Below are 22,036 nucleotides of genomic sequence, written 5' to 3' on the forward strand. Positions count from 1 at the left end.
GTCAACGCGCGGTGCCGGCGTCCGCCGCGGCGTTCACGCCGGCCTGCGCCAGGTAGCGCGGCGCCACCCTCGCGCGCGCCCGCTGCTCATAGGCATAACCCGCGCCGAGCACGGCCTGATCGCCGCCGCGGGTCGCGATGAAGGAGAGGCCGACCGGCAGCCCGTCGGCCAGCCCCATCGGCACGGTCAGATGCGGGTAACCCGCGATCGCGGGCAGCTGCGACGCCGACGGGCCGCCATATTGGTCGCCATAGACCCGGTCGCTCGGCCAGGCGGCGTCGTAGCTCGGCTCCACCAGCAGCGTCGCGCGCGCCTGGCGCAGCATCGCGTCGATCCCCTGCGCGCCGGCGAGCCGCAGCGAGGTCGCGCGCGCGGCGCGGTAGGCCGGGTCATCGAGTCCCTTGGTCTTCTCCGCGCCCTCGAAGAACTCCTGGCCGAAATAGGGCATCTCGGCGCTGGCATGGGCGCGGTCGAAGGCGATCACCTCGGCGAGCGTGCGCGTCGTGACGCTCGCGGGCGTGGTGGCGAGATAGGCGTTGAGATCGGCCTTGAGCTCGGTCGAGAGCACCAGCTGCTCGGCCTCGCCGAGCCCGTCGAGCTTGGGCAGCGCGACCTCGACCAGCTCGGCGCCGGCGGCGCGCAGCACCGCCAGCGCGGCGTCGTAGCGCGCCGCGAGCGCGGGGCGCAGCTCGGGCGGGCGGATCACCGCGACGCGCGCGCCGCTCAGCGCGCTGATGGAGAGCGCGGCGGCATAGTCGGTGGAGCCGCCGGTCATCGCGCCGAGCAGCAGCGCGGCGTCGCGCACGCTGCGCGCCATCGGACCGGGCGTGTCCTGGCTGTGGCTGATCGGCACGACTCGCTCGGCGCTCACCAGTCCCAGTGTCGGCTTGAGCCCGACCAGCCCGTTGATCGAGGAGGGGCAGGTGACCGAGCCGTCGGTCTCGGTGCCCACCGCCGCGGCGGCGAGGCTGGCGGCGACCGCGGCGCCCGAGCCCGACGACGAACCGCAGGCGGTGCGATCGAGCGCATAGGGATTGCGCACCAGCCCGCCGACCGCGCTCCAGCCGCTCATCGACCGGGTCGAGCGGATGTTGGCCCATTCGGACAGGTTGGTCTTGCCGAGGATCACCGCGCCCGCCGCGCGCAGCCGCGCCACCAGCGGCGCGTCGCGGCGGGTCACGTTGCCGGCGAGGGCGAGGCTGCCCGCGGTGGTCGGGATCGGGTCGGCGGTCTCGATATTGTCCTTCAGCAGGATCGGCACGCCGTGGAGCGGCCCGCGGACACGGCCGGCGGCGCGCTCGGCGTCGAGCGCGCGCGCCTGGGTGAGCGCGTCGGGGTTGAGCGCGATCACGCTGCGCAGCGTCGGGCCCTTGCGATCGATCCTGGCGATGCGGGCGAGATAGGCGCGGGTCAGCGCCACGCTGCTGGTCTTCCCCGCGGCGAGCTGCGCGCTCAGCTGCTCGAGCGATACCTCCTCCACCCGCGGCGCCGCGACCGCGGGCAGCGCCGCCAAGGCCGCCGCGAGAACCACCGCCGTCATCGTCGCGCGCATCGACTGCTCCTCACTATCTTCGCTCTTCTGGCGCGTTCGCAGGTGCTTGAGCAAGCGCACGATGCGCCGCTGTGGACTTCCGCCCCGCACCGGCTAGGAACCCCGCGACGGTCCCGCCCCGGTGTGCCGTACCATCATCGCCCAGCGGAGCCGCGCATGAACGACGACCTTCGGGCCCTGATCCGCACGATCCCCGACTTCCCCAAGCCCGGCATCCAGTTCCGCGACATCACCACCCTGCTGCTCGACCCGGCCGGCGTGGCCGCCTGCGTCGAGCGGATGGTGGCGGCGACCGAGGGGCCGATCGACCTGGTGGCGGGGATCGAGGCGCGCGGCTTCCTCTTCGCCGCGGCACTGGCGGTGCCGTTGCGCGCCGGCGTGCTGCTGATCCGCAAGGACGGCAAGCTGCCCGGCGCGACCATCGCCGAGGACTATGCGCTCGAATATGGCAGCGACCGGATCGCGATCCACGCCGACGCCTGCGCGCCGGGCGCGCGCGTGCTGCTCGTGGACGACCTCATCGCCACCGGCGGCACGGCGCGCGCCGCGGTGCGGCTGCTGCGCAAGGCCGGCGCCGAGGTGCGGCAGGCGCAGTTCGTCGTCGACCTGCCCGACCTGGGCGGCGCCGAGCGGCTGCGCGCCGACGACATCGCGGTCAGCGCGCTGGTGGCGTTCGAGGGGCACTGAGCCTCGCCGGAACCGCCGGCCGCCCCGCGCCGTTGGCTCCGCATGGGCGGCGCGTATCGGCCGCTTCCTCCAAGGTACGGAGAGTTCCGATGAGATGGACCCACATCGTCGCCGCTGGCCTGCTCGGCGGGCTGGCGACCATGACCTCTGCCTGCTCGACCGGCTATGGCTATAGCGGGGTCGGCTTCGGCGTCGGCAGCGGCGGCTATTACGACGACCCGTACGGCGGGTACGGCTACGGCGGCTACGGTTATGCGCCGAGCTATTACGGGTGGAACGACGGCTTCTATTACCCGGGCACCGGCGTCTACGTCTACGATCGCTACCGTCGCCCGTATCGCTGGAACGACAACCAGCAGCGTTTCTGGCAGCAGCGCCGCGGCGGCTACAACGGGCGCGACGTGCGCGACAATTGGCGCGATTTCCGCCGGGATGTCGGGCGAGAGCGGCGCGACTATCGCGGCGATCTCCGTGCCAACCGCGACGCCTATCGCGATGGCACGATCACGCGCGACCAGTTCCGTCAGGGGCGGCGCGACGCGCGGCAGGAATATCGCGGCGACGTGCGGCGCGAGTATCGGGAGACGCGACGCGAGAACCGCGCCGAGGGCTATCGTACGCCGCGGCCCGATCGCGGCCGGTCGGATCGCGGACCGGGGCCGCGGCGCGGGGAGCGTCCGCGCTGACGGCTCAGCCGTGCTTCTTGAGGCCGCGCACCCGATGCCAGACGTAGAAGGCGATCGCCGCGACCAGCACCACGCCGATCGCCGCGTCGGCGCGGTGGAAGAAGGCCTTCAGCCGCGGGTCGCTGTTCCATTTGTCGCCCAACGTCATGCCGATCCAGGCGAGCAGCAGGCAGAATGGCCAGGAACCCAGGAAGGTGTAGAGGTGGAACGGGATGAGCTTCATCCGCGCGACTCCGGCGGGGAAGGCGATGAAGGTGCGCACCACCGGCAGCATCCGCCCGATCAGGATCGCCCAGGCGCCCCAGCGGTTGAAGAAGCGGTCGGCGAGGTCGAGCTCGCCCGGGCCGACCAGCACGAAGCGGCCGAACTTCTCCGCCATCGGCCGCCCGCCGCGGCGTCCGATCTCATACGCGACGACCGAGCCGATGTTGCACCCGATCGCGCCCGCGGTCGCGGCGAGGAACAGGTTGAGCTCGCCGGTGGAGACGAGGTAGCCCGCGAACGGCATGATGATCTCGGACGGGAGCGGGATGCACGCGCTCTCGATCGCCATCAGTAGCGCGATTCCCCAATAGCCGCCGGCGGAGATCACGGCGATGGCGAAGCCGGCGAGCGCGGTAAGGATCTTCTCGACCATGATGCTGCGCTTGCGTCACGCGGCTGCGAAAGGGAAGCCGCAAAGTGGAACCGTGCCGTCCAGCAACGGTTCGACGCGCATGACCGATCTCACGCTCAACGACGGCCGCCGGATGCCCCAGCTCGGGCTCGGCACCTATCAGATCCCCGACTCCCAGGTCGCCGCGGTGGTACGCGCCGGACTCGACCTCGGCTTCCGCCTGGTCGACACCGCCGCGCTGTATCACAACGAGCGCGGCGTCGGCGAGGGGCTGGGCAAGGACGACGTCTGGCTCACCACGAAACTGTGGCACGACCAGCACGGCGACGCGGAGAGCGCGCTCGACGCGAGCCTCGCGCTGCTCGGGCGCGATCAGGTCGACCTGTACCTGATCCACTGGCCGCACCCCTCGGGCGGCCGCTTCGTCGACGCGTGGAAGGCGCTGGTGGCGTTGCGCGAGCAGGGGAAGGCGCGCTCGATCGGCGTCTCGAACTTCCTGCCCGAGCATCTCGACGCGATCATCGACGCCACCGGTGTGGTGCCCGCGGTCAACCAGATCGAGCTGCACCCGACATTCCAACAGCGCGAGGTCCAGGCCTACAACCGCGAGCGCGGCATCGTCACGCAGAGCTGGTCGCCGCTGGGGCAGGGCGAGACGCTGCGCGACGAGCGCGTGGTCGCGATCGCCGAGCGACTCGACGCCACGCCCGCTCAGGTGCTGATCGCCTGGCACCTCGCGAAGGAGCTAGCGGTCATTCCCAAGGCCGGTAACCCGGATCACCTCGCGAGCAACTGGCGGGCGACCGAGCTGCGGCTGAGCGAGGACGACGTCGCCGCGATCGACGCGATGGAAGATCCCGACGGGCGGATGGGTCCGGACCCGCGCGAGCTGTGAGGCACGAGTGAAATCCTCCCCGCTTGGCGGGGAGATCGCCGCGCGCTCGAGCATGATCCGCCACGTTGGTCATACGGGCGTGCTCCTGCGCCAGGAGCTGAGCGACACGAACGCTGTCCCCGCCGCCCCGGCCTCTGGCGTTCGCGGGAGCACGCTTCCGCTGCGATCGATCACACTCTGACGCGGTGGTGAAGGGGGTTCCTCATCAACGCGACGGTCGCTCGCGGAGACCCCGTCCGCTACCTTTCGGCTGGTCCCCTCCCCGTGAGCGAGGCGGCTCTCGCCCGACGGATCGTCTTCTCACCCGGCCGCCGCGTGCGCCATCCGCAGGTCCTCCACGAAGCGCTCATACTCGCTCGCCTTGGCCGCCTCGTCGGGTAGGCGCAGCAGGTAGCTCGGGTGGACCGTGATCCACGCCGCGCCGCCGTCGGGCAGGCGCAGCTCGCGGCCGCGCTCGCGGCCGATCGTCATGACCTTGCCGAACAGGCTGCGCGCCGCGGTCGCGCCGAGCGCGACGGTCACCTTCGGGCGCAGCAGCATCTGCTCCTGCTCGATCCACCAGCGGCACGCCTCGATCTCCCCCGCATCGGGCTTGGCGTGGATCCGGCGCTTGCCGCGCGGCTCGAACTTGAAGTGTTTGACCGCGTTGGTGATATAGGTCTCCGCGCGGGTGATTCCCGCCGCCGCGAGCGCGCGGTCGAAGACCTGCCCCGCGGGGCCGACGAAGGGATGACCGGCGAGATCCTCCTGGTCGCCGGGCTGCTCGCCGACGAACATCATCGTCGCGTCGACCGGGCCTTCGCCGAACACCGTCTGCGTCGCGGGCTTGTAGAGATGACAGCGCGTGCACGCCGACGCCTCGTCCCGAAGTGCCTCCCACGCCGCCAACGCATTGTCGCCGACGGCGCTCGCGCGCGCCTTGTCGATCATCCCGCTCTCCCGTGCCTGTGCGGTCGCCAGCAGCTGCGGCACCAGTGCCGTCTCCGGCATGTTCTTCCAGTACTTCCGCGGCATCTCGCGGAGCATCGTGCCGACTTTCACGCGCGCCGGATTGAAGATGCTGGCGTAATAGGTCTTCCACACTTCCTCGATCGGATCGCCCTCGGGCGCGTCGCCGCGCTCCGCCGCCGGCCCCTCCCGGAGCGCCGCGCCGTCCCAGTGGAGCGACACCTCGGGCGTCAGGATCGACCAGCGCATGCTGGCGAAGCGGTTGACGAAGAACGCCGCGTTGGCGCGGACAATGTGATGCTCGGGCTCGAACCAGGCGACGTAGCGCTCGCCCGCGTCGTCGCTGACCGAGCGGAAGCGCACGAAGGCGCGCATCTTGTGGATGTCGCGCCGCACCGACTTGGCGAGCGCCTCGATGCGGCGGACGAGCGGGTCGGCATGGTCGTCGGTCAGCCGCGGCGTCTCGCGCAGGCGCCAGAGCATCGCATAGAGCAGCGCGAACCGCTCGGGGTCACGGTGCAGCGCGGCGCTGTTGGCGAGATCGAGGAAGGCGCGCGGCACGCGCGTCGCCGGCGCGGTGGCGTCGTGGCGCGGGGCAGCGGGCGGCTCGGCGGCCGTCGCGGCGAACAGATCGGTGGCGGCGGTGCCGACCTGCCACACGACCGCCTCGGGCGCGACATGCTCGGCGAGCAGCCCACGCGCGGCATCGCGCCAACCGTCGACGTCGTCGGGCGCGGAGAGGGTGACGACGCGCAAGGCTAGCGAACGTCCAAGCCCCTCCCCTTCAGGGGAGGGGTCGGGGTGGGGAGCTCCCGCAGGTGAAACACTCGCGGCGACGCCCCATTCCCGACCCCTCCCCTGAAGGGGAGGGAAGAGGTATGCTTCACCGCTGGGCCACGTCGAACGATCACCTCGTCACAGCGCGCCACTGCGACGATCCGTTTCACCCGCGAGTCACTCTCACGCGGCGAACAGCTCGAGCTGCTCGGTCTTCGCCTTGGGCGCGACCAGCGGTCTGAGCTCGGCGCGGTCGGCGAGCACCACCGGCCGCCAGTCCTCGCAGATGATGAACGGACGCACCCGCGCGATCGAGACCGTCAGCCGCGCCACGTCGTCCAGCCGCAGTCGTCGCCAGCGCCGCGCCGTCAGGATGCTCTTCACCGCCTTCGTGCCGAGACCCGGCACGCGCCACAGCAGCTCGCGCGGCGCGCGGTTGACGTCGACCGGGAAGCGATCGCGGAACTTGAGCGCCCAGGCGAGCTTGGGGTCGATGTCGAGCGGGAGCATCCCCGTTCCCTCATCGGCCGCGGCGACGACCTCGTCCGTGGAGAAGCCGTAGAAGCGCATCAGCCAGTCCGACTGGTACAAGCGGTGTTCGCGCATCAGCGGCGGGCGCTGCAGCGGCAGCACCGCGGACGCGTCGGGGATCGGGCTGAACGCGCTATAATAGACGCGCCGCAGCCCGAAACGATCATACAGCGTAGACGCCTTGCGGACGATGTCGCCGTCGGTCGCGGCGTCGGCGCCGACGATCATCTGGGTCGATTGGCCCGCCGGCGCGAAGCGCGGCGCCGACTTGTAGCGGGAGCGCGCGTCGGCGGTGTCGGTGATCGCCGCCTTCATCTCGCCCATCGCGCCCTCGATCCGCGCCCCATCCTTCTCGGGCGCGAGTCGGCGCAACCCGCCGACGGTGGGCAGCTCGACGTTGATCGACACGCGGTCGGCGTAGAGGCCGGCCTGATGGACCAGCTCGGGGTCGGCGTCCGGGATGGTCTTGAGATGGATATAGCCGCGGAAATGATGATCCTCGCGCAGCGAGCGCGCGACCTCGACCAGCTGCTCCATCGTATAATTCGTCGACTTGATGATGCCGGAAGAGAGGAACAGCCCCTCGATATAGTTGCGGCGGTAGAAGGAGAGGGTGAGGTTCACCACCTCCTGCGCGCTGAAGCGGGCGCGGCGTACGTTCGAGCTCTTGCGGTTGATGCAATAATGGCAGTCGAACACGCAGCTGTTGGTCAGCAGGATCTTGAGCAGCGAGATGCAGCGGCCGTCGGGCGCGTACGCGTGGCAGATGCCCATGCCCTCGGTCGAGCCTAGCCCCTTGCCGTCGGCCGAGGTGCGCTTCGAGGTCCCCGACGACGCGCACGACGCGTCGTACTTCGCCGCGTCGGCAAGGATTTCCAGTTTCCGGCGGACATCGAGCTGCGCCATGTGTTCGATGTATGTTCACTTCCTCGCCTTGTCGAGGGCGAAGCGACCTGCCATGGATCAGCCCCGTGCGAAGGATCGTCGATCGGCTCGGACCCAACGGTCCCTATCTCGCGCTGGCGCTGACCTGCCTGCTCGGCTGGGGCTTCAAGGCGCATTGCGGCGCGGCCTGGAGCGGCAGTGAGCAATATGTCACTGGCTGCTACAGCGACGCGGTGCCGTTCTGGGGCTCGCGCGGGGTCTCTGCCGGGCAGGTGCCCTACTTCCAGGCCCGGATGGAATATCCCGTGCTCACCGGCGCACTGATCTGGGTGGAAGGGCTGTTCGCTCGTCTTCTCGACGGTCCGCGCGCGAACGCGGGCGACTTCCTCGTGGCGGTGACCTTCGGCAACGCCCTTCTCGCCTTCGTCATCCTAGAAGTGATCCGGGGTGCGGGTGCGAGCCTGGCACGCCAATATGCCTGGGCGCTGGCGCCGCCGCTGGTGCTCTATCTCGGCCACAACTGGGACCTGCTCGCCGCCACCTTCGCGGTCGCGGCGATGCGCGCCGCGTCGCGCGAGCAGGCGCCGCGCGCGGCGGCGCTGGCCGCGCTGGGGGGCGCGGCCAAGCTCTTCCCGGTGCTGCTGCTGCCGCTTCTGGGTCTCGGTGCCGTGGTCGGTCGCGGCGACATCCCGTCGCGCGTGCGTCGCGCGGCGGTGCTGGTCGCGGTGGCGGTCGGCGCCTGGGGCGCGGTGAACCTGCCGGTGGCCTGGTTCGCTCGCGAGAATTGGGGCGAGTTCTACGTCTTCTCGGGCGAGCGCGGCGGTACCGCGGCGAGCGTCTGGGAGCTGATGGCGCAGTTCGGCTGGTGGCAGACCGACGTGTCGACGCGTAATTTGTGGTCGCTGCTGCTGTTCCTCGGCGGCGCGGCGACGATCGTGGCGGTCGGCTGGCGCCGCCACGGCGCGCGCGCGTGGCTGCTGTTCACCCCGGTGCTCGCCTGGTTCCTGCTGACCAACAAGGTCTACTCGCCGCAGTTCGACGTGTGGTTATGGCCGCTGCTGGTGCTCACCGCGACCCGCGTTCGCCCGCTCGCTTTGTTCCTGCTCGGGGATCTGGCCGCGTATTTCGCCGAGTTCTGGCTGTTCGCGGGTTGGGAAGGGGCGAATGTCTCGGCGACTCAGGCGGACGTTCTCGTCGCCGCGAGCGTTCGCGCGGTAGCGCTGCTGTGGCTCATCCATGCCGCGGTACGCGATCCCGCCCCGGGGTGGGTGAGCGTGCCGGGAGCGGGCGGCGCGGGAACGGCGGCGGGGCAGGTCGGAGCGCGCGCCCTCTCCGGCGCCGTCATCCCCGCGCCGGCGACGACTCAGACGCGCTGACGTCGCCCGTCCTGCGCCGGCCTAAGCGTGTCTGGATCCGTGCCGGCGCAGGGCTGACGATGGGGAGGCGTGGAGGCACGGCGGCGCAGGTGAAGGAAGGCCCCTGCAGCGAATCCGTCCTCCCCGCGGCACCGATCACCGCGGCACGTCGCCCCGCTCGTGCCGGTCACGGTAGAATTGCTGCACCACCGCCCAGCCCTCGGCGGCGCTCTCGACGTAGCGGAAGATGCCGAGGTCGCGCTCGGACACGACACCCTCCTCGACCAAGGCCTCGAAGTTCACCACCCGCTCCCAGAACTCGCGCCCGAACAGCAGCACGGGGATCGGCTCGACCTTGCCGGTCTGGATCAGCGTCAGCAGCTCGAACAGCTCGTCGAACGTGCCGAACCCGCCCGGGAAGGCCGCCAGCGCCCGCGCGTGGAGCAGGAAGTGCATCTTGCGCAGCGCGAAATAGTGGAACTGCGTGCTCAGCGCCGGCGTGACATAGGGGTTGGGCGCCTGCTCGTGCGGCAGCACGATGTTGAGCCCGATCGACTCGGCGTGGACATCGGCCGCGCCGCGGTTGGCCGCCTCCATGATCGAGGGGCCGCCGCCCGAGCAGACCACGAAGTGGCGCTTGCCGGCCTCGTCGCGCGGGAAATTGGAGCAGAGCTGCGCCAGCTCGCGCGCCATGTCGTAATATCTGCTCTTCGCCACCAGCTTCTCGGCGACGCGGCGGCTCTTCTCGTCGGTGGCGAGATCGAGCAGCGCCTGTGCCTTGGCGGGTTCGGGAATGCGTGCCGAGCCGTAGAAGACGAAGGTCGAACCAATGTGCGCTTCCTCGAAGATCAGCTGGGTCTTGAGCAGCTCGAGCTGGAAGCGGACCGGGCGCAGGTCCTCGCGCAGCAGGAAGTCCATGTCCTGGAAGGCGAGCCGATAGGCGGGGCTCTCGGTCTGCGGGGTGGAGACGTTGGTCTTGGCGACCTCGGCATCCTGCTTGGCGCGCGGGAAGACGCGGCTGGGTACGCGGGTATCTGTCATCGCGGACCGATAGGACGGGATGATGACGGTCGCAAGAACATGGGGCACGTCAGCGGCAGAAGCGCGCGCCGTCGTCCTCGAGATGCAGATGATCGCGATGCACCGCATTGTAATCGGGCGACAGCACTGTGCCGAAGCGGCGGCAGGCCGAGGCATGGACGGTGCGCAGGAACTGCTGCACCGCCGGATCGGGCGAGCGCCAGTCGCCCAGGATCGAGATGCGGCGCCCATCCTTGAGCTCGAACGCGGCGATGTCGATCGCGTTGGCGAGCGCGTGGCCCGAGCGCCGCGCCGGTCCCTTGGTCCCGATCGTGTTGCGGCAGGCGTAGCTGCCCATGCTGACGATTCGCGACAGCTCCGAGCCGAGGATCTGATAGGCTGCCGGCGCGACGCCGTTGCGGGCCCAGGCGGCGTAGGTGCGCGCCTCGCCGCAGCGCACCGCCCCGAGATTGGCGGTGGGCACGCCGATGTCGAGCAGCTTGACCGTGCCGACCAGCGCGCAGCCACCGCCATATTGTTTGTCGGGCAGCGGCTGGAAGTCGACGCCCAGCGCGCGCAGGTCGGCGAAGCACTGGCGCGTCTCGCGCGGGCTCGGTCCCTCGACCTCAGCGCGCGTGCTCGGCAGGGCGGGGCGCTCCACCCGCCCGCAGCCGGCGAGCACGAGTGCCACGAGGAGGATGAGGGAAGTATGGTTACGCCACGACGCCATCGGCCCCGTGTAACGGCGGATCGCGCCGAGCTAAAGGCGACGACCGCTGTTACGCCTGATCCGCTGGCCGAACCGCACGCGCGACGATCATGCGGCTTGCCAGCGGCATCGCGCGTCTGTAGCGCGGTCGACGGGCCACGCGGTCCCAACGCCGCGCGTGCTCTCTGTAAGGAGAGTCAGACATGACTGATACGACCGCCGCCGACGCCACCCTCGCGCCCGCGAAGCCCGCCACCCGGCCGGCGCGCCCGCATTTCTCGTCCGGCCCGTGCGCCAAGCCACCCGGCTACGATCCCGCCAAGCTCGCCACCGACGTGCTCGGCCGCTCGCACCGCTCGAAGCTGGGCAAGCAGCGGCTGCAATATGGCATCGACCTGATGCGCGAGCTGCTGAACCTGCCCGACACGCACCGGATCGGCATCGTCCCCGGCTCCGACACCGGCGCTTACGAGATGGCGATGTGGACGATGCTGGGCGCGCGCCCGGTCACCGCGCTCGCCTGGGAGAGCTTCGGCGAGGGCTGGGTGACCGACGCGGTCAAGCAGCTCAAGATCGATCCCACTGTGATCCGCGCCGACTACGGCCAGCTGCCCGACCTCGCGCAGGTCGACTGGAGCCACGACGTGCTGTTCACCTGGAACGGCACCACCAGCGGCGTGCGCGTGCCCGACGGCGAGTGGATCCCCGCCGACCGCGAGGGCCTGAGCTTCGCCGACGCCACCAGTGGCGTGTTCGCCTACGACCTGCCGTGGGACAAGATCGACGTCGCCACTTTCTCCTGGCAGAAGGTGCTGGGCGGCGAGGGCGCGCACGGCGTGCTGATCCTCGGCCCGCGCGCGGTCGAGCGGCTGGAGAGCTACACCCCGGCCTGGCCGCTGCCGAAGGTCTTTCGCCTCGTCTCCAAGGGCAAGCTCACCGAGGGCGTGTTCAAGGGCGAGACGATCAACACGCCGTCGATGCTGGCGGTGGAGGACGCGATCTGGTCGCTCGAATGGGCCAAGTCGCTGGGGCAGGGCGGGCTGATCGCGCGCTCCGACGCCAACGCCGCCGCGCTCAACGCGATCGTCGCCGAGCGCGACTGGCTCGGGCATCTCGCCGCCGACCCGGCGTCGCGGTCGAAGACCAGCGTCTGCCTCACGGTCGACGCCGACGAGGCCGTCATCAAGAAGATGGTGTCGCTGCTCGAGGCGGAGCACGCCGCCTATGACATCGGCGGCTATCGCGACGCGCCCCCGGGGCTGCGCATCTGGTGCGGCGCGACCGTCGACACCGCCGACATCGAGGCGCTCGGTCCGTGGCTCGACTGGGCCTACGCCACCGCCAAGGCGGCCGCCTAACTCACCCCCATCCGTCATCCCCGCGTAGGCGGGGATCCAGACACGCAGGTCGTCGAGTGAGTCGCATCGTCAGCGGCTCTGGATCCCCGCCTCCGCGGGGATGACGGCCGAAATCGAAAGGCACTGCAATGCCCAAGGTACTCATTTCCGATAAGATGGACCCGCGCGCCGCCGAGATCTTCCGCGAGCGCGGCGTCGAGGTGGACGAGATCACCGGCAAGACCCCGGACGAGCTCAAGGCGATCATCGGCCAGTATGACGGGCTCGCGATTCGCAGCTCGACCAAGGTCACCAAGGACATCCTCGAGCACGCCACCAACCTCAAGGTGGTCGGCCGCGCCGGCATCGGCGTCGACAACGTCGACATTCCCGCCGCCTCTGCCAAGGGCGTGGTGGTGATGAACACGCCCTTCGGCAACTCGATCACCACCGCCGAGCACGCCATCGCGCTGATGTTCGCGCTCGCGCGCCAGCTGCCCGAGGCCGACGCCTCGACCCAGGCGGGCAAGTGGGAGAAGAACCGCTTCATGGGCGTCGAGGTCACCGGCAAGACGCTGGGGCTGATCGGCGCGGGCAACATCGGGTCGATCGTCGCCGACCGCGCGCTCGGGCTGAAGATGAAGGTGGTCGCCTTCGACCCGTTCCTCACCGAGGAGCGCGCGGTCGAGCTGGGCGTGACCAAGGTGACGCTCGACGAGCTGCTCGCGCGCGCCGACTTCATCACGCTGCACACGCCGCTGACCGACCAGACGCGCAACATCCTCTCGGCCGAGAACCTCGCCAAGACCAAGAAGGGCGTGCGCATCGTCAACTGCGCGCGCGGCGGCCTGATCGACGAGGCGGCGCTCAAGGCGGGGCTCGACTCAGGCCATATCGCCGGCGCCGCGCTCGACGTGTTCGTGACCGAGCCCGCCAAAGACAGCCCGCTCTTCGGCACGCCCAATTTCGTCTCGACCCCGCACCTCGGCGCGTCGACGACGGAGGCGCAGGTCAACGTCGCGATCCAGGTGGCCGAGCAGATGGCGGACTATCTCGTCTCGGGCGGCGTCACCAACGCGCTCAACGTGCCGAGCCTCTCCGCCGAGGAGGCGCCCAAGCTGCGCCCGTACATGGGGCTGGCGGAGAAGCTCGGCTCGCTCGTCGGCCAGCTCGCGACGGGCGCCATCGACCGCGTCTCGATCCACCGCGAGGGCGCGGCGGCGGACCTCAACCCCAAGCCGCTCACCAGCGCGGTGCTCACCGGCTTCCTGCGCCAGCAGACCGACACGGTGAACATGGTCAACGCGCCGGTGCTGGCGCGCGACCGCGGCATGGAGGTGCGCGAGATCCGCACCGAGCGCGAGGGCGACTATCACACGCTGCTGCGCGTCGCGGTGCGCACCGCCGACGGCGAGCGCTCGGTGGCGGGGACGCTGTTTGGTGACTCGGCGCCGCGCCTCGTCGAGCTGTTCGGGATCAAGGTCGAGGCCGATCTCACCGGCGCGATGCTCTACGTCGTCAACGAGGACGCGCCGGGCTTCATCGGCCGCATCGGTACGCTGCTGGGCGAGGCGGGCGTCAACATCGGCACCTTCCATCTCGGGCGGCGCCAGGCGGGTGGCGAGGCGGTGCTGCTGCTCTCGGTCGACCAGCCGGTCGACGCCGAGCTGCTCGCGCGCGTCAAGGCGCTGCCGGGCGTGAAGACCGCGATGGGGCTGGCGTTCTGAGCGGGAGGTGAGGGCGCACGGGTCCTGATAGCGCGTAGATCCTCCCCGGCACGGGGAGGGGAACGCTCGCCGAAGGCGAGTGGTGGAGGGGTTCTTCCCGCAGCGCAGCGCCTGCGGAACTTCCCCTCCACCATGCTGCGCATGGTCCCACCCCCGTACCGGAACGGATCGTCTCACTCGGCCGACTCGTCTTACTCAGCCGGCACCCTCTTCCCGAACGCGGGCAGGAGCATCTCACCGGTTCGTCCGGATTCGCAGCGCCACCGACTGCGCGTGCGCCGGCAGCCCCTCCGCGCGCGCCAGCGCGATCGTCGCCGGCCCCAACTCGTTGAGCGCGCTCTCGTCGAGCTGGAGGAAGCTGGTGCGCTTCATGAAGTCGGTCACGCCCAGCCCGCTGGCGAAGCGCGCGCGGCGCCCCGTCGGCAGCACGTGGTTCGGCCCCGCGACATAGTCGCCGATCGCCTCGGGCGTGTGCCGCCCGAGGAAGGCCGAGCCGGCGTGGCGCAGCAGGTCGAACAGGGCGCGCGGGTCGTCGCAGGCGAGCTCGACGTGCTCGGGCGCGAGCCGGTCGACCAGCGGCATCGCCTCGGCCAGCGTCGGCACGACCACGATCGCGCCATTGTCCTCCCAGGCGACGCGCGCCACCGCCTCGGTCGGCAGCGCGCCGAGCTGGCGCTCGACCGCCTGCGCGACGCGCTCGGCGAGGACGCCGTCGTCGGTGAACAGGATCGACTGGGTGGTGGTGTCGTGCTCGGCCTGGCTGAGCAGATCGGCCGCGATCCACTCGGGGTCGTTGGCGCCGTCGGCGACGACGACGATCTCGCTCGGCCCCGCCACCATGTCGATGCCGACGACGCCATAGACCTGGCGCTTGGCCTCGGCGACCCAGGCGTTGCCCGGCCCGGTGACGACGTCGACCCGCGCGATCCGCTCGGTGCCATAGGCGAGCGCGGCGATCGCCTGCGCGCCGCCGACGCGCCACACCTCGTCCGCGCCGGCGAGATGCGCCGCGGCGAGCACCAGCGGGTTGATCGCCCCGTCGGGGGTGGGTGTCACCACCACCAGCCGCTCCACGCCCGCCACCTTGGCGGGGATCGCGTTCATCAGCAGCGTCGAGGGGTAAGCCGCGCGACCGCCCGGCACGTACACCCCCGCGGCGTCGACCGCGCGCCAGCGCGCGCCGAGCCGCACGCCCGCGGCGTCGGTGAAGTCGGTGTCGGTCGGCCGCTGCCTCTCGTGATAGGCGCGGATGCGCGCGGCGGCGAGTTCGAGCGCGGCGCGCAGCTCGGGCTCCAGTGCCTCGAACGCCGCGGCGCAGGCGGCGCGGTCGACGCGCCAGCCGGTCTGGTCGAGATCGTGGCGGTCGAGCTTCTGCGTGAAGGCGTGGAGCGCGGCGTCGCCCCCGTCGCGCACGCTGCGGACGATCGTGGCGACGTCGCGCGCGACGTCCACCGCCGTCTCGCGGCGCGCGTCGACCAGCGCGTCGAAGCGCGCGGCGAAGTCGCCGTCGCGTGTGTCGAGCCGGATCATGCCGCTTTCTTCCCCACCGCGGCGCGGAACGCCTCCACCAGCGGGAAGACGTGCGCGCGCGTCTTCATCGCGGCGCGGTTCACCACCAGCCGTGCCGACACCGCCATGATCGGCTCGACCTCGACAAGGCCGTTCTCCTTGAGCGTCCGCCCCGAGGAGACGAGGTCGACGATCCGCGCCGCGAGCCCGAGCGTCGGCGCGAGCTCCATCGCGCCGTTGAGCTTGATACACTCGGCCTGGACGCCGCGGCGGGCGAAATGCTGCGCGGTGACGTGGGGGTATTTGGTCGCGACGCGGACGTGGCTCCAGCCGCGCGGGTCGTCGCGCGCGGCCAGCTCGGCCGGCTCGGCGACCGAGAGGCGGCAGTGGCCGATGTCGAGGTCGACCGGCGCGTACAGCTCGGGATAGTCGAACTCGGCGAGCACGTCCGAGCCGACGATGCCGAGCTGCGCGGCGCCATGCGCGACGAAGGTGGCGACGTCGAAGGCGCGGACGCGGATCAGCTCTATGCTCGGATCGGCGGTGCGGAAGCGCAGCGCGCGGCTGCTCTCGTCGCCGAAGGCGGGCTCGGGCACGATCCCGGCGGCGGCGAGCAGCGGCAGCGCCTCGCCGAGGATGCGGCCCTTGGGCACCGCGATGACGATCGGCTCGGGAGCGGACGGCTGAGACATGGCGGGGCTTTACGGCGGCACCCGCGCGGGAGCAACGGGCAGGCAGGAGGAAGCGACGATGAGCGAAGCCGCGGTGCGCGAGGCGTTCCGGATCCAGGCCTTCTACTGCGCGCGCATGGACGCGCCGATCTACGCGCGGCTGTGCGAGGTGATCGCCGACCGGCTCGCGCGCGACGGTGAGGTGGCGCGGCGCGTGCTCGACTGGCCGGGCGAGCCCACGCGCGACGCGCTGCCGCTCCGGCTGATCGGCGGGCTGCACGCGCTGGTGCTCGACGGTGCCGACGACGCGCTGGCGGCGGTCTTCGCCGGCGCGGTGATCGCCCCCGACGCGATCGCCGCGGTGCTCGCCGCGACGCTGGAGCGCCACGCCGCGCGGCTGCTGCCGTATCTCGACGGGCCGCCGCAGACCAACGAGCCCGGGCGCGCGGCGGCGCTGATGGTCGGGCTGATCGCGGTGGCGCGGCGGCTCGGGCCGCGGCTGGAGACGCTGGAGATCGGTGCGAGCGCCGGGCTCAACCTGCTGATCGACCGCTATCGTTTCGATCTTGGCGGGACGTTGGTCGGCCCCGCCGACGCGCCGCTGACGCTCCGTCCCGCGTGGCGCGGCGAGCCGCCAGCGAAGGTGGCGCTCGACATCGTCGCGACCCGCGGCTGCGACGTCGCCCCGCTCGACGCGCGCGACCCGGCGCAGGCGCGGCGGCTCGAATCCTACGTGTGGCCGGAGGCGCCCGAGCGGCTCGAGCGGCTGCGCACGGCGGTGACGATGGTGCGCGCGCACGGCGTCGCGCTCGACCGCGCCGACGCCGCCGACTGGCTCGAGGCACGACTGGCCGAGCCGCAGACGGCGGGCTTGACCCGCGTGCTGCTCCACTCGGTGGTGTGGCAATATCTGCCCGCCGAGAGCGCCGACCGCGTCCGCGCGGCGATGGCCGCGGCGGGCGCGCGCGCGACCCCTGAGCGTCCGCTCGCCTGGGTGATGATGGAGCCGGACCGCGCGAGCGCACGCCAGCTGGTGCGCGTGCGCACCTGGCCGGACGATCGCGGGTGGGAGACGGTGGCGAGCGCGCACGCGCATGCGGCGTGGGTCGCGCCGGGCGCGCCGGCGGAGGAGGGGCCGGGGATCACGCTGCCCGACGCGGCGCTGAGCGAGCCGCGGTGAGCGGAGGTCCTTGGTCAGTCGGGCGCCCTTGATTCCCATGATCGACCAGCGAACTTGATCCGCAACCTTTTACCGTCATCCCGGCCTTGAGCCGGGATCCATGCTTCGGCGAGATCATCGGCGTGGGTGTACGCGGGACGATGGATCCCGGGTCGAGCCCGGGATGACGTTGGTGAAGGGCGGCCGCGTTCGAGATGCGGCGCCTTTTCCGCGGGGAGTCGTCGGCTGGCGAGACTCAGCCAACTCGCCCTGGAGTCCGTTCCACGCAAGCCGAACCGTGCTCCCGCGCACGCGGGAGCCCAGAACGGCAGGCGGCCGTGTTGGTGGCTCTGGGCTCCGGCGTTCGCCGGAGCACGCTGGCGGCATAGATGAGGTGGATCAGACGCTACCGCAGCCGTCGCGCGTCGATCGCGACGTGGCGGATGCGCACGCGGTTCCACGTGTAGGTCACGTGCACCAGCCCGTCGCGCGCCTGGATCACCGCCGGATAGGCATAGCCGTCCGGCCGGGGCTCACGCTCCAGCGTCAGCACCTTGCGCCAGCGCACCCCGTCGTCGGACAGCGCCACCGCGAGCGGCCAGCGCGGGCCGGTATCGCTGCCGGGTCGGTTGGTGCTGTCGTTGTAGACCAGCAGCTGGCGCCCGTCGGCCAGCGTCACCGCGTCGGTCCCTGCGTTGGGATTAGGTAGCGCGAGCGCGGTCAGTGGCGACCAGTGCCGCCCCGCGTCGCGTGACCAGCTCTGCGCGAGCACGCCCTGCCGCGTGCGTGCCACCGCCAGCAGCCGCCCGTCGCGCAGCGTCATCAGGCTCGGCTGGATCGCCTCTAGCCCGCGCGGTGAGGCGATCGCGGGCAGCGCGTGCCACGTCCGCCCGCGGTCGGTGGAGCGCTCGACCAGCGCGTACCAGCGGTTGTGCGCGGGGCTGCCGACCTCGCGGCTCGACGGCGCGAGCCACGCGCCGTCGGGTGCCACGATCGGCTTGTTCTTGATCGGGCCGAGCACGCCGGCGGGCAGCCGGCGCGGCGCGCCCCAGTGGCGCCCGCCGTCGCGCGACTCGATCACCATGCCCCACCAGTCACGCGGGTTCGGCCCGACCTTGTAGAAGAGCTGGAGCGGAGCACCCGCGGGCTGGAACAGCACCGGATTCCACGTCGGCTGACCGTCGCCCGCGGCGACCGCGCGCGCTTTGTCCCAGCCCGCGGCGGTGCGGCGCGCGAACCAGACGCGGACGTCGCCGCGCCCCTCGCCGCTGCCGCCGAACCACGCCGCGGCGAGCGCGCCGTCGGCGAGCTGGACGATCGTGGAGGCATGCGCCTGCGGGTAGGACGGGGTGGGGTCGACGAACTCGCTGGCGACGATCGCGGAGGGGGCGGTCGCGGCGAGCGTGGGCGCGGTGACGAGCGCGAGCGCGAGCGCGCGGGGAAGAGTCATGGCGTCGCCTCGGTGAGGGAGATGCCGGGTGTAGGCGGCGAGGACGACGGCGTCATGCCGAACCTGCGCGTCCACTATTGCTCCCCGGCACAGGCCGGAGCCCAGTTGGGGAACGGCAGTGGATCTTACGAGAGTTGTCGCAACTGGGCCCCGGCCTGCGCCGGGGAACACTGCACGCGAAGCGCTCCTGCGCCTCCCCGCGCGCCCTTACCCTCTCACCGCCGCCGCGGCCCACGCGGCCCCGACGCGGCGCCACCCGGGCGCCGCTGCGGCACGCGCGCGGCGCGCGGCGGCGCGGCGCCTTCCATCTGTTCGATGCGGACGCCGTTCTCGTCCTCGCCGTCGCTGTTGGCGGACGCGCGCACCGCCGCGGCGAAACGTCCCGCCAGCGCGCGCGGCACCTGGAACTGGGTCTCCATCGGCCCGATCCGGATCGCGCCGATCTCGCTCTTGGTCACGTGACCGCGGCGGCACAGCAGCGGCAGCACCCAGCGCGGGTCGGCGTTCTGGCGCCGGCCGATGTTCATGCGGAACCACACCACGTCGTCGAAGCCGTCGCGATGACCCTTCTGCGCGCTCTCGCTCGGCGCCTGGCCGGTCAGCTCCTCGGGCGCGGGCAGCGCCGCGCGCTGCGCCGCCACCAGCGCGGCGGCGATGTCCTCGGGCGAGCGCTGCGCCAGCAGCTCGGCGGCGAGCGCGCGGTCGTCGTCGTCGACCTCGACCGGCGCGAGCAAGGTCTCGAGCAGGCGTTCGCGGTCCTTGGCGCGGATCTCCTCCGCGCTCGGCACCTCGCCCCATTCGGTCGCGATGCGCGCGCCGCGCAGCATCATCTCGACGCGACGGCGCCGCGGATAGGGCACGATCAGCACCGCGGTGCCCTTCTTGCCCGCGCGCCCGGTGCGGCCCGAGCGGTGCTGCAGCACCTCGGCGTCGCGCGGCATCTCGACGTGGATGACGAGGCTGAGCGTCGGCAGGTCGATCCCGCGCGCGGCCACGTCGGTCGCCACGCAGACGCGCGCGCGACGGTCGCGCAGCGCCTGGAGCGCCTGGTTGCGCTCGTTCTGCGAATGCTCGCCCGACAGCGCCACCGCGGCGAAACCGCGCTCGACCAGCCCGGCGTGGAGGTGGCGGACGTTGTCGCGCGTGGCACAGAACAACATCGCGGTCTCCGCCTCGTAGAAGCGCAGCAGGTTGATCACCGCGTGCTCGATGTCCGCGGGCGAGACGGTGACGGCGCGATAGGCGATGTCGCCGTGGCCGCGCTGCTCGCTGACGGTGGAGATGCGCAGCGCGTCGCGCTGGTAGGTCTTGGCGAGCTGGACGATCGGGCGCGGCAGCGTCGCCGAGAAGAGCAGGGTGCGGCGCTCGGTCGGGGTCTGGTCGAGCAGCGCCTCGAGGTCGTCGCGGAAGCCCATGTCGAGCATCTCGTCGGCCTCGTCGAGGATCGCGACGCGGAGCTGGCCGAGCTTGAGCGCGCCGCGCTCGGCGTGGTCGCGCAGGCGGCCCGGCGTGCCGACGACGATGTGCGCGCCGTGGTTGAGCGCGCGCCGCTCGCGGCTGGCGTCCATGCCGCCGACGCAGGTGGCGATGCGCGCGTCGGCGTAGAGCCACGCCAGCTCCTTGGCGACCTGGAGCGCGAGCTCGCGCGTCGGCGCGATCGCCAGGGCCAGCGGCGCCGCGGCCGGCGGCAGCGCGCCGTCCTCGCTCAGCAGCTGCTCGGCCATGGCGAGCCCGAAGGCGACGGTCTTGCCCGAGCCGGTCTGCGCGGAGACGAGCAGGTCGCGGCCGTGCGCGGCTTCGGCCGTCACCTCGGACTGGACGGGAGTGAGCGCGGCATAGCCACGCGCGGCGAGCGCGCTGCCCAGCGCGGCAGGAAGATTCGGAAAGTCCATGAGGACTGCGCACATGGGCGCGATGGCGGAAAATTGCCAGTGGGAACGGCGCGATGGCGCGGGACGTTCGGCGCTTTTCCCCTGATCACGGTAGGATAGACGCGATATGGCGCTCGTCAACGACCCCGCCTGGTTCATCACCGGCTGCTCGACCGGCTTCGGGCGCGAGCTCGCGCGGCTGGTGCTGGAGCGGGGCTGGCGCGCGGTCGTCACCGCGCGCGACTCGGGCCGGGTCGCCGATCTGGTCGACCGATACGGGGACAGCGCGCTGGCGCTGTCGCTCGACGTCGTCGACCAGGCGCAGATCGATGCCGCCGTGGCGGCCGCGACCGCGCACTTCGGCCGGATCGACGTGCTCGTCAACAACGCGGGCTACGGCTATCAGTCGAGCATCGAGGAGGGCGACGATCGCGAGATCCGCGCGCAGTTCGACGCCAACGTCTTCGGTCTGTTCGCGCTCACCCGCGCGGTGCTGCCGGGCATGCGCGAGCGCCGCGCCGGCGCGATCGTCAACATCACCTCGGTCGCCGGCCTCGTCGGTTTCCCGTCCTCGGGCTATTACGCCGCCTCCAAGCACGCCGTGGAGGGCTTCTCCGACTCGCTCGCCGCCGAGGTGGCGCCGCTCGGCATCGCCGTCACCTGCGTCGAGCCGGGGCCGTTCCGCACCGACTGGGCGGGGCGCTCGCTGCGGCAGACGCCGAGCACGATCGCCGATTACGCCGAGACCGCCAAGGCGCGGATGGAGTCGACCAAGATTGTCTCGGGCAACCAGCCGGGCGACCCGGTCCGCGCGGCGGAAGCGATGATCGCGGCGGTCGAGCGCGACACCCCGCCGCGCCATCTGGTGCTCGGGAAGTGGGGCTATGACGCCGTGACCGAGCGGCTGCACGCGCGCGTCGCGGAGATCGAGGCGCAGCGCGACGCCGCGCTCGGCGCCGACTTCCCGGCCGACGTTACCAGCGGTAGTTGAAGCTGACGGAGACGCGTTCTTCCTTGGCGGTGCTGGGCATCACCTCGTGGCGCAGCCAGCTCTCCCACAGGAAGAGCGTGCCCGGCGCGGGCTCGGCGTAGACGAAGGTGCCGTCGCGCGGCGGCGCCGCCATCAGCATCGCCAGCCGCGGGTCCTCCAGCTTGAGCGCGCCCGAACCGGGCGGCACCGCGACGTAGAAGGTGCCCGACACCGCGCTGTGCGGGTGGAGGTGACCCGAGTGGGTGCCGCCGGGCTTCATGACGTTGACCCACAGGCTGTCGAGCCTGAGCCTGCGCCCGCCGAGATCGAGGCCGGCCTCGGCGGCGAACGTCGCGACGTGGCGGTCGAGCAGGCGCTTGAGGTCGGCGAAGGCGGGATCCCGCTGCGGCAGGTCGTCGAGCGAGGCGTAGCTGGTATAGCCGCGGTAATTGTGCGCCTTGGACCAGCGCTTGCCGGCGAGGTCCTCGGTGGCGAGCGCGCGGCAGGAGTCGGCCAGCTCGGCGAGCAGCGCGGGCTGGTCGAGCCGGGCTTCGTAGAAGTGGGTCGGGAAGAGCTGGCGGGTCGGCATAGTAGGGCTTTCGTGATGGGTATGGGGCTTGGCCAAGGGCGACCGACGGGGACAGATCCTCCCCGAGAAGCGGGAAGGATTTGATACTCGCT

General features: G+C 71.6%; 19 protein-coding genes. 8 read left to right on the forward strand and 11 right to left on the reverse strand.

All coding sequences use genetic code 11. The features are described from left to right. Position 1: 1 nt before the first annotated feature. A complete protein-coding gene (locus FHY05_RS03465) occupies positions 2–1,552 on the reverse strand; it encodes an amidase (protein ID WP_183943031.1) in 1,551 nt (516 codons plus the stop codon). Between the two features lie 156 nt (positions 1,553–1,708). On the opposite strand from FHY05_RS03465, the gene FHY05_RS03470 reads away from it, so the two are divergent. Further along, positions 1,709–2,239 (forward strand): adenine phosphoribosyltransferase, encoded by a 531-nt coding sequence (locus FHY05_RS03470; RefSeq protein WP_183943032.1) that lies wholly within the window; start codon positions 1,709–1,711, stop codon positions 2,237–2,239. Positions 2,240–2,328: 89 nt separating this feature from the next. Continuing rightward, positions 2,329–2,925 (forward strand): hypothetical protein, encoded by a 597-nt coding sequence (locus tag FHY05_RS03475; RefSeq protein ID WP_183943033.1) that lies wholly within the window; start codon positions 2,329–2,331, stop codon positions 2,923–2,925. Positions 2,926–2,929: 4 nt separating this feature from the next. On the opposite strand, the gene FHY05_RS03480 is transcribed toward FHY05_RS03475, so the two are convergent. Then, positions 2,930–3,562, reverse strand: a complete 633-nt coding sequence (locus FHY05_RS03480; protein ID WP_183943034.1) for a DedA family protein — start codon at positions 3,560–3,562, stop codon at positions 2,930–2,932. Positions 3,563–3,641: 79 nt separating this feature from the next. On the opposite strand from FHY05_RS03480, the gene FHY05_RS03485 reads away from it, so the two are divergent. Then, a complete protein-coding gene (locus FHY05_RS03485) occupies positions 3,642–4,436 on the forward strand; it encodes an aldo/keto reductase (protein ID WP_183943035.1) in 795 nt (264 codons plus the stop codon). 300 nt (positions 4,437–4,736) lie between these two features. Here the strand turns inward: FHY05_RS03485 and FHY05_RS03490 are convergent, their stop codons facing one another. Then, entirely contained in the window at positions 4,737–6,140 is a 1,404-nt protein-coding gene (locus tag FHY05_RS03490; RefSeq protein ID WP_183943036.1) for a UdgX family uracil-DNA binding protein, read from the reverse strand. Between the two features lie 204 nt (positions 6,141–6,344). After that, positions 6,345–7,598 (reverse strand): putative DNA modification/repair radical SAM protein, encoded by a 1,254-nt coding sequence (locus FHY05_RS03495; RefSeq protein ID WP_183943037.1) that lies wholly within the window; start codon positions 7,596–7,598, stop codon positions 6,345–6,347. Between the two features lie 65 nt (positions 7,599–7,663). Here FHY05_RS03495 and FHY05_RS03500 point away from each other — a divergent pair, with 65 nt between their 5' ends. Beyond that, on the forward strand, positions 7,664–8,953 hold the full coding sequence (locus FHY05_RS03500) for a hypothetical protein (RefSeq protein ID WP_311732361.1): 1,290 nt from the start codon (positions 7,664–7,666) through the stop codon (positions 8,951–8,953). 135 nt (positions 8,954–9,088) lie between these two features. Here the strand turns inward: FHY05_RS03500 and FHY05_RS03505 are convergent, their stop codons facing one another. Further along, positions 9,089–9,973 (reverse strand): LOG family protein, encoded by an 885-nt coding sequence (locus tag FHY05_RS03505; RefSeq protein ID WP_183943038.1) that lies wholly within the window; start codon positions 9,971–9,973, stop codon positions 9,089–9,091. Between the two features lie 49 nt (positions 9,974–10,022). After that, a complete protein-coding gene (locus FHY05_RS03510; protein WP_183943039.1) occupies positions 10,023–10,682 on the reverse strand; it encodes an extensin family protein in 660 nt (219 codons plus the stop codon). A 182-nt stretch (positions 10,683–10,864) separates the two neighbouring features. Between FHY05_RS03510 and FHY05_RS03515 the strand changes: the two genes are divergently transcribed. Beyond that, positions 10,865–12,019, forward strand: coding sequence for a phosphoserine transaminase (locus FHY05_RS03515; RefSeq protein ID WP_183943040.1), 1,155 nt, complete (start codon positions 10,865–10,867; stop codon positions 12,017–12,019). A gap of 128 nt (positions 12,020–12,147) precedes the next feature. Then, positions 12,148–13,725 (forward strand): phosphoglycerate dehydrogenase, encoded by a 1,578-nt coding sequence (serA, locus tag FHY05_RS03520; RefSeq protein WP_183921006.1) that lies wholly within the window; start codon positions 12,148–12,150, stop codon positions 13,723–13,725. A 234-nt stretch (positions 13,726–13,959) separates the two neighbouring features. Here serA and hisD read toward each other — a convergent pair whose 3' ends face one another. Together hisD and hisG are read right to left on the reverse strand one after the other, a co-directional pair. Then, positions 13,960–15,255, reverse strand: coding sequence for a histidinol dehydrogenase (hisD, locus tag FHY05_RS03525; protein ID WP_183943041.1), 1,296 nt, complete (start codon positions 15,253–15,255; stop codon positions 13,960–13,962). Further along, on the reverse strand, positions 15,252–15,926 hold the full coding sequence (gene hisG / locus FHY05_RS03530) for an ATP phosphoribosyltransferase (RefSeq protein ID WP_183943042.1): 675 nt from the start codon (positions 15,924–15,926) through the stop codon (positions 15,252–15,254). The genes hisD and hisG overlap by 4 nt, the downstream gene beginning before the upstream one ends. 58 nt (positions 15,927–15,984) lie before the next feature. Here hisG and FHY05_RS03535 point away from each other — a divergent pair, with 58 nt between their 5' ends. Beyond that, positions 15,985–17,085 (forward strand): DUF2332 domain-containing protein, encoded by a 1,101-nt coding sequence (locus tag FHY05_RS03535; protein WP_183943043.1) that lies wholly within the window; start codon positions 15,985–15,987, stop codon positions 17,083–17,085. A 385-nt stretch (positions 17,086–17,470) separates the two neighbouring features. Here FHY05_RS03535 and FHY05_RS03540 read toward each other — a convergent pair whose 3' ends face one another. Both FHY05_RS03540 and FHY05_RS03545 read right to left on the reverse strand, forming a co-directional pair. Next, positions 17,471–18,514, reverse strand: coding sequence for an exo-alpha-sialidase (locus FHY05_RS03540; RefSeq protein WP_183943044.1), 1,044 nt, complete (start codon positions 18,512–18,514; stop codon positions 17,471–17,473). Positions 18,515–18,729: 215 nt separating this feature from the next. Continuing rightward, positions 18,730–20,406: a DEAD/DEAH box helicase gene (locus FHY05_RS03545; protein WP_183943045.1), complete on the reverse strand. Its 1,677-nt coding sequence runs from the start codon at positions 20,404–20,406 to the stop codon at positions 18,730–18,732. Positions 20,407–20,512: 106 nt separating this feature from the next. On the opposite strand from FHY05_RS03545, the gene FHY05_RS03550 reads away from it, so the two are divergent. Then, positions 20,513–21,376: an oxidoreductase gene (locus FHY05_RS03550; RefSeq protein WP_183943046.1), complete on the forward strand. Its 864-nt coding sequence runs from the start codon at positions 20,513–20,515 to the stop codon at positions 21,374–21,376. On the opposite strand, the gene FHY05_RS03555 is transcribed toward FHY05_RS03550, so the two are convergent. Further along, positions 21,360–21,944, reverse strand: a complete 585-nt coding sequence (locus tag FHY05_RS03555) for a TIGR02466 family protein (protein WP_183943047.1) — start codon at positions 21,942–21,944, stop codon at positions 21,360–21,362. The two genes, FHY05_RS03550 and FHY05_RS03555, sit on opposite strands and share 17 nt — an antisense overlap. Between the last annotated feature and the right edge of the window lie 92 nt (positions 21,945–22,036).

Origin of the sequence: Sphingomonas sp. BK580 (genome assembly GCF_014194975.1) — a bacterium.
Lineage (GTDB): Bacteria > Pseudomonadota > Alphaproteobacteria > Sphingomonadales > Sphingomonadaceae > Sphingomonas.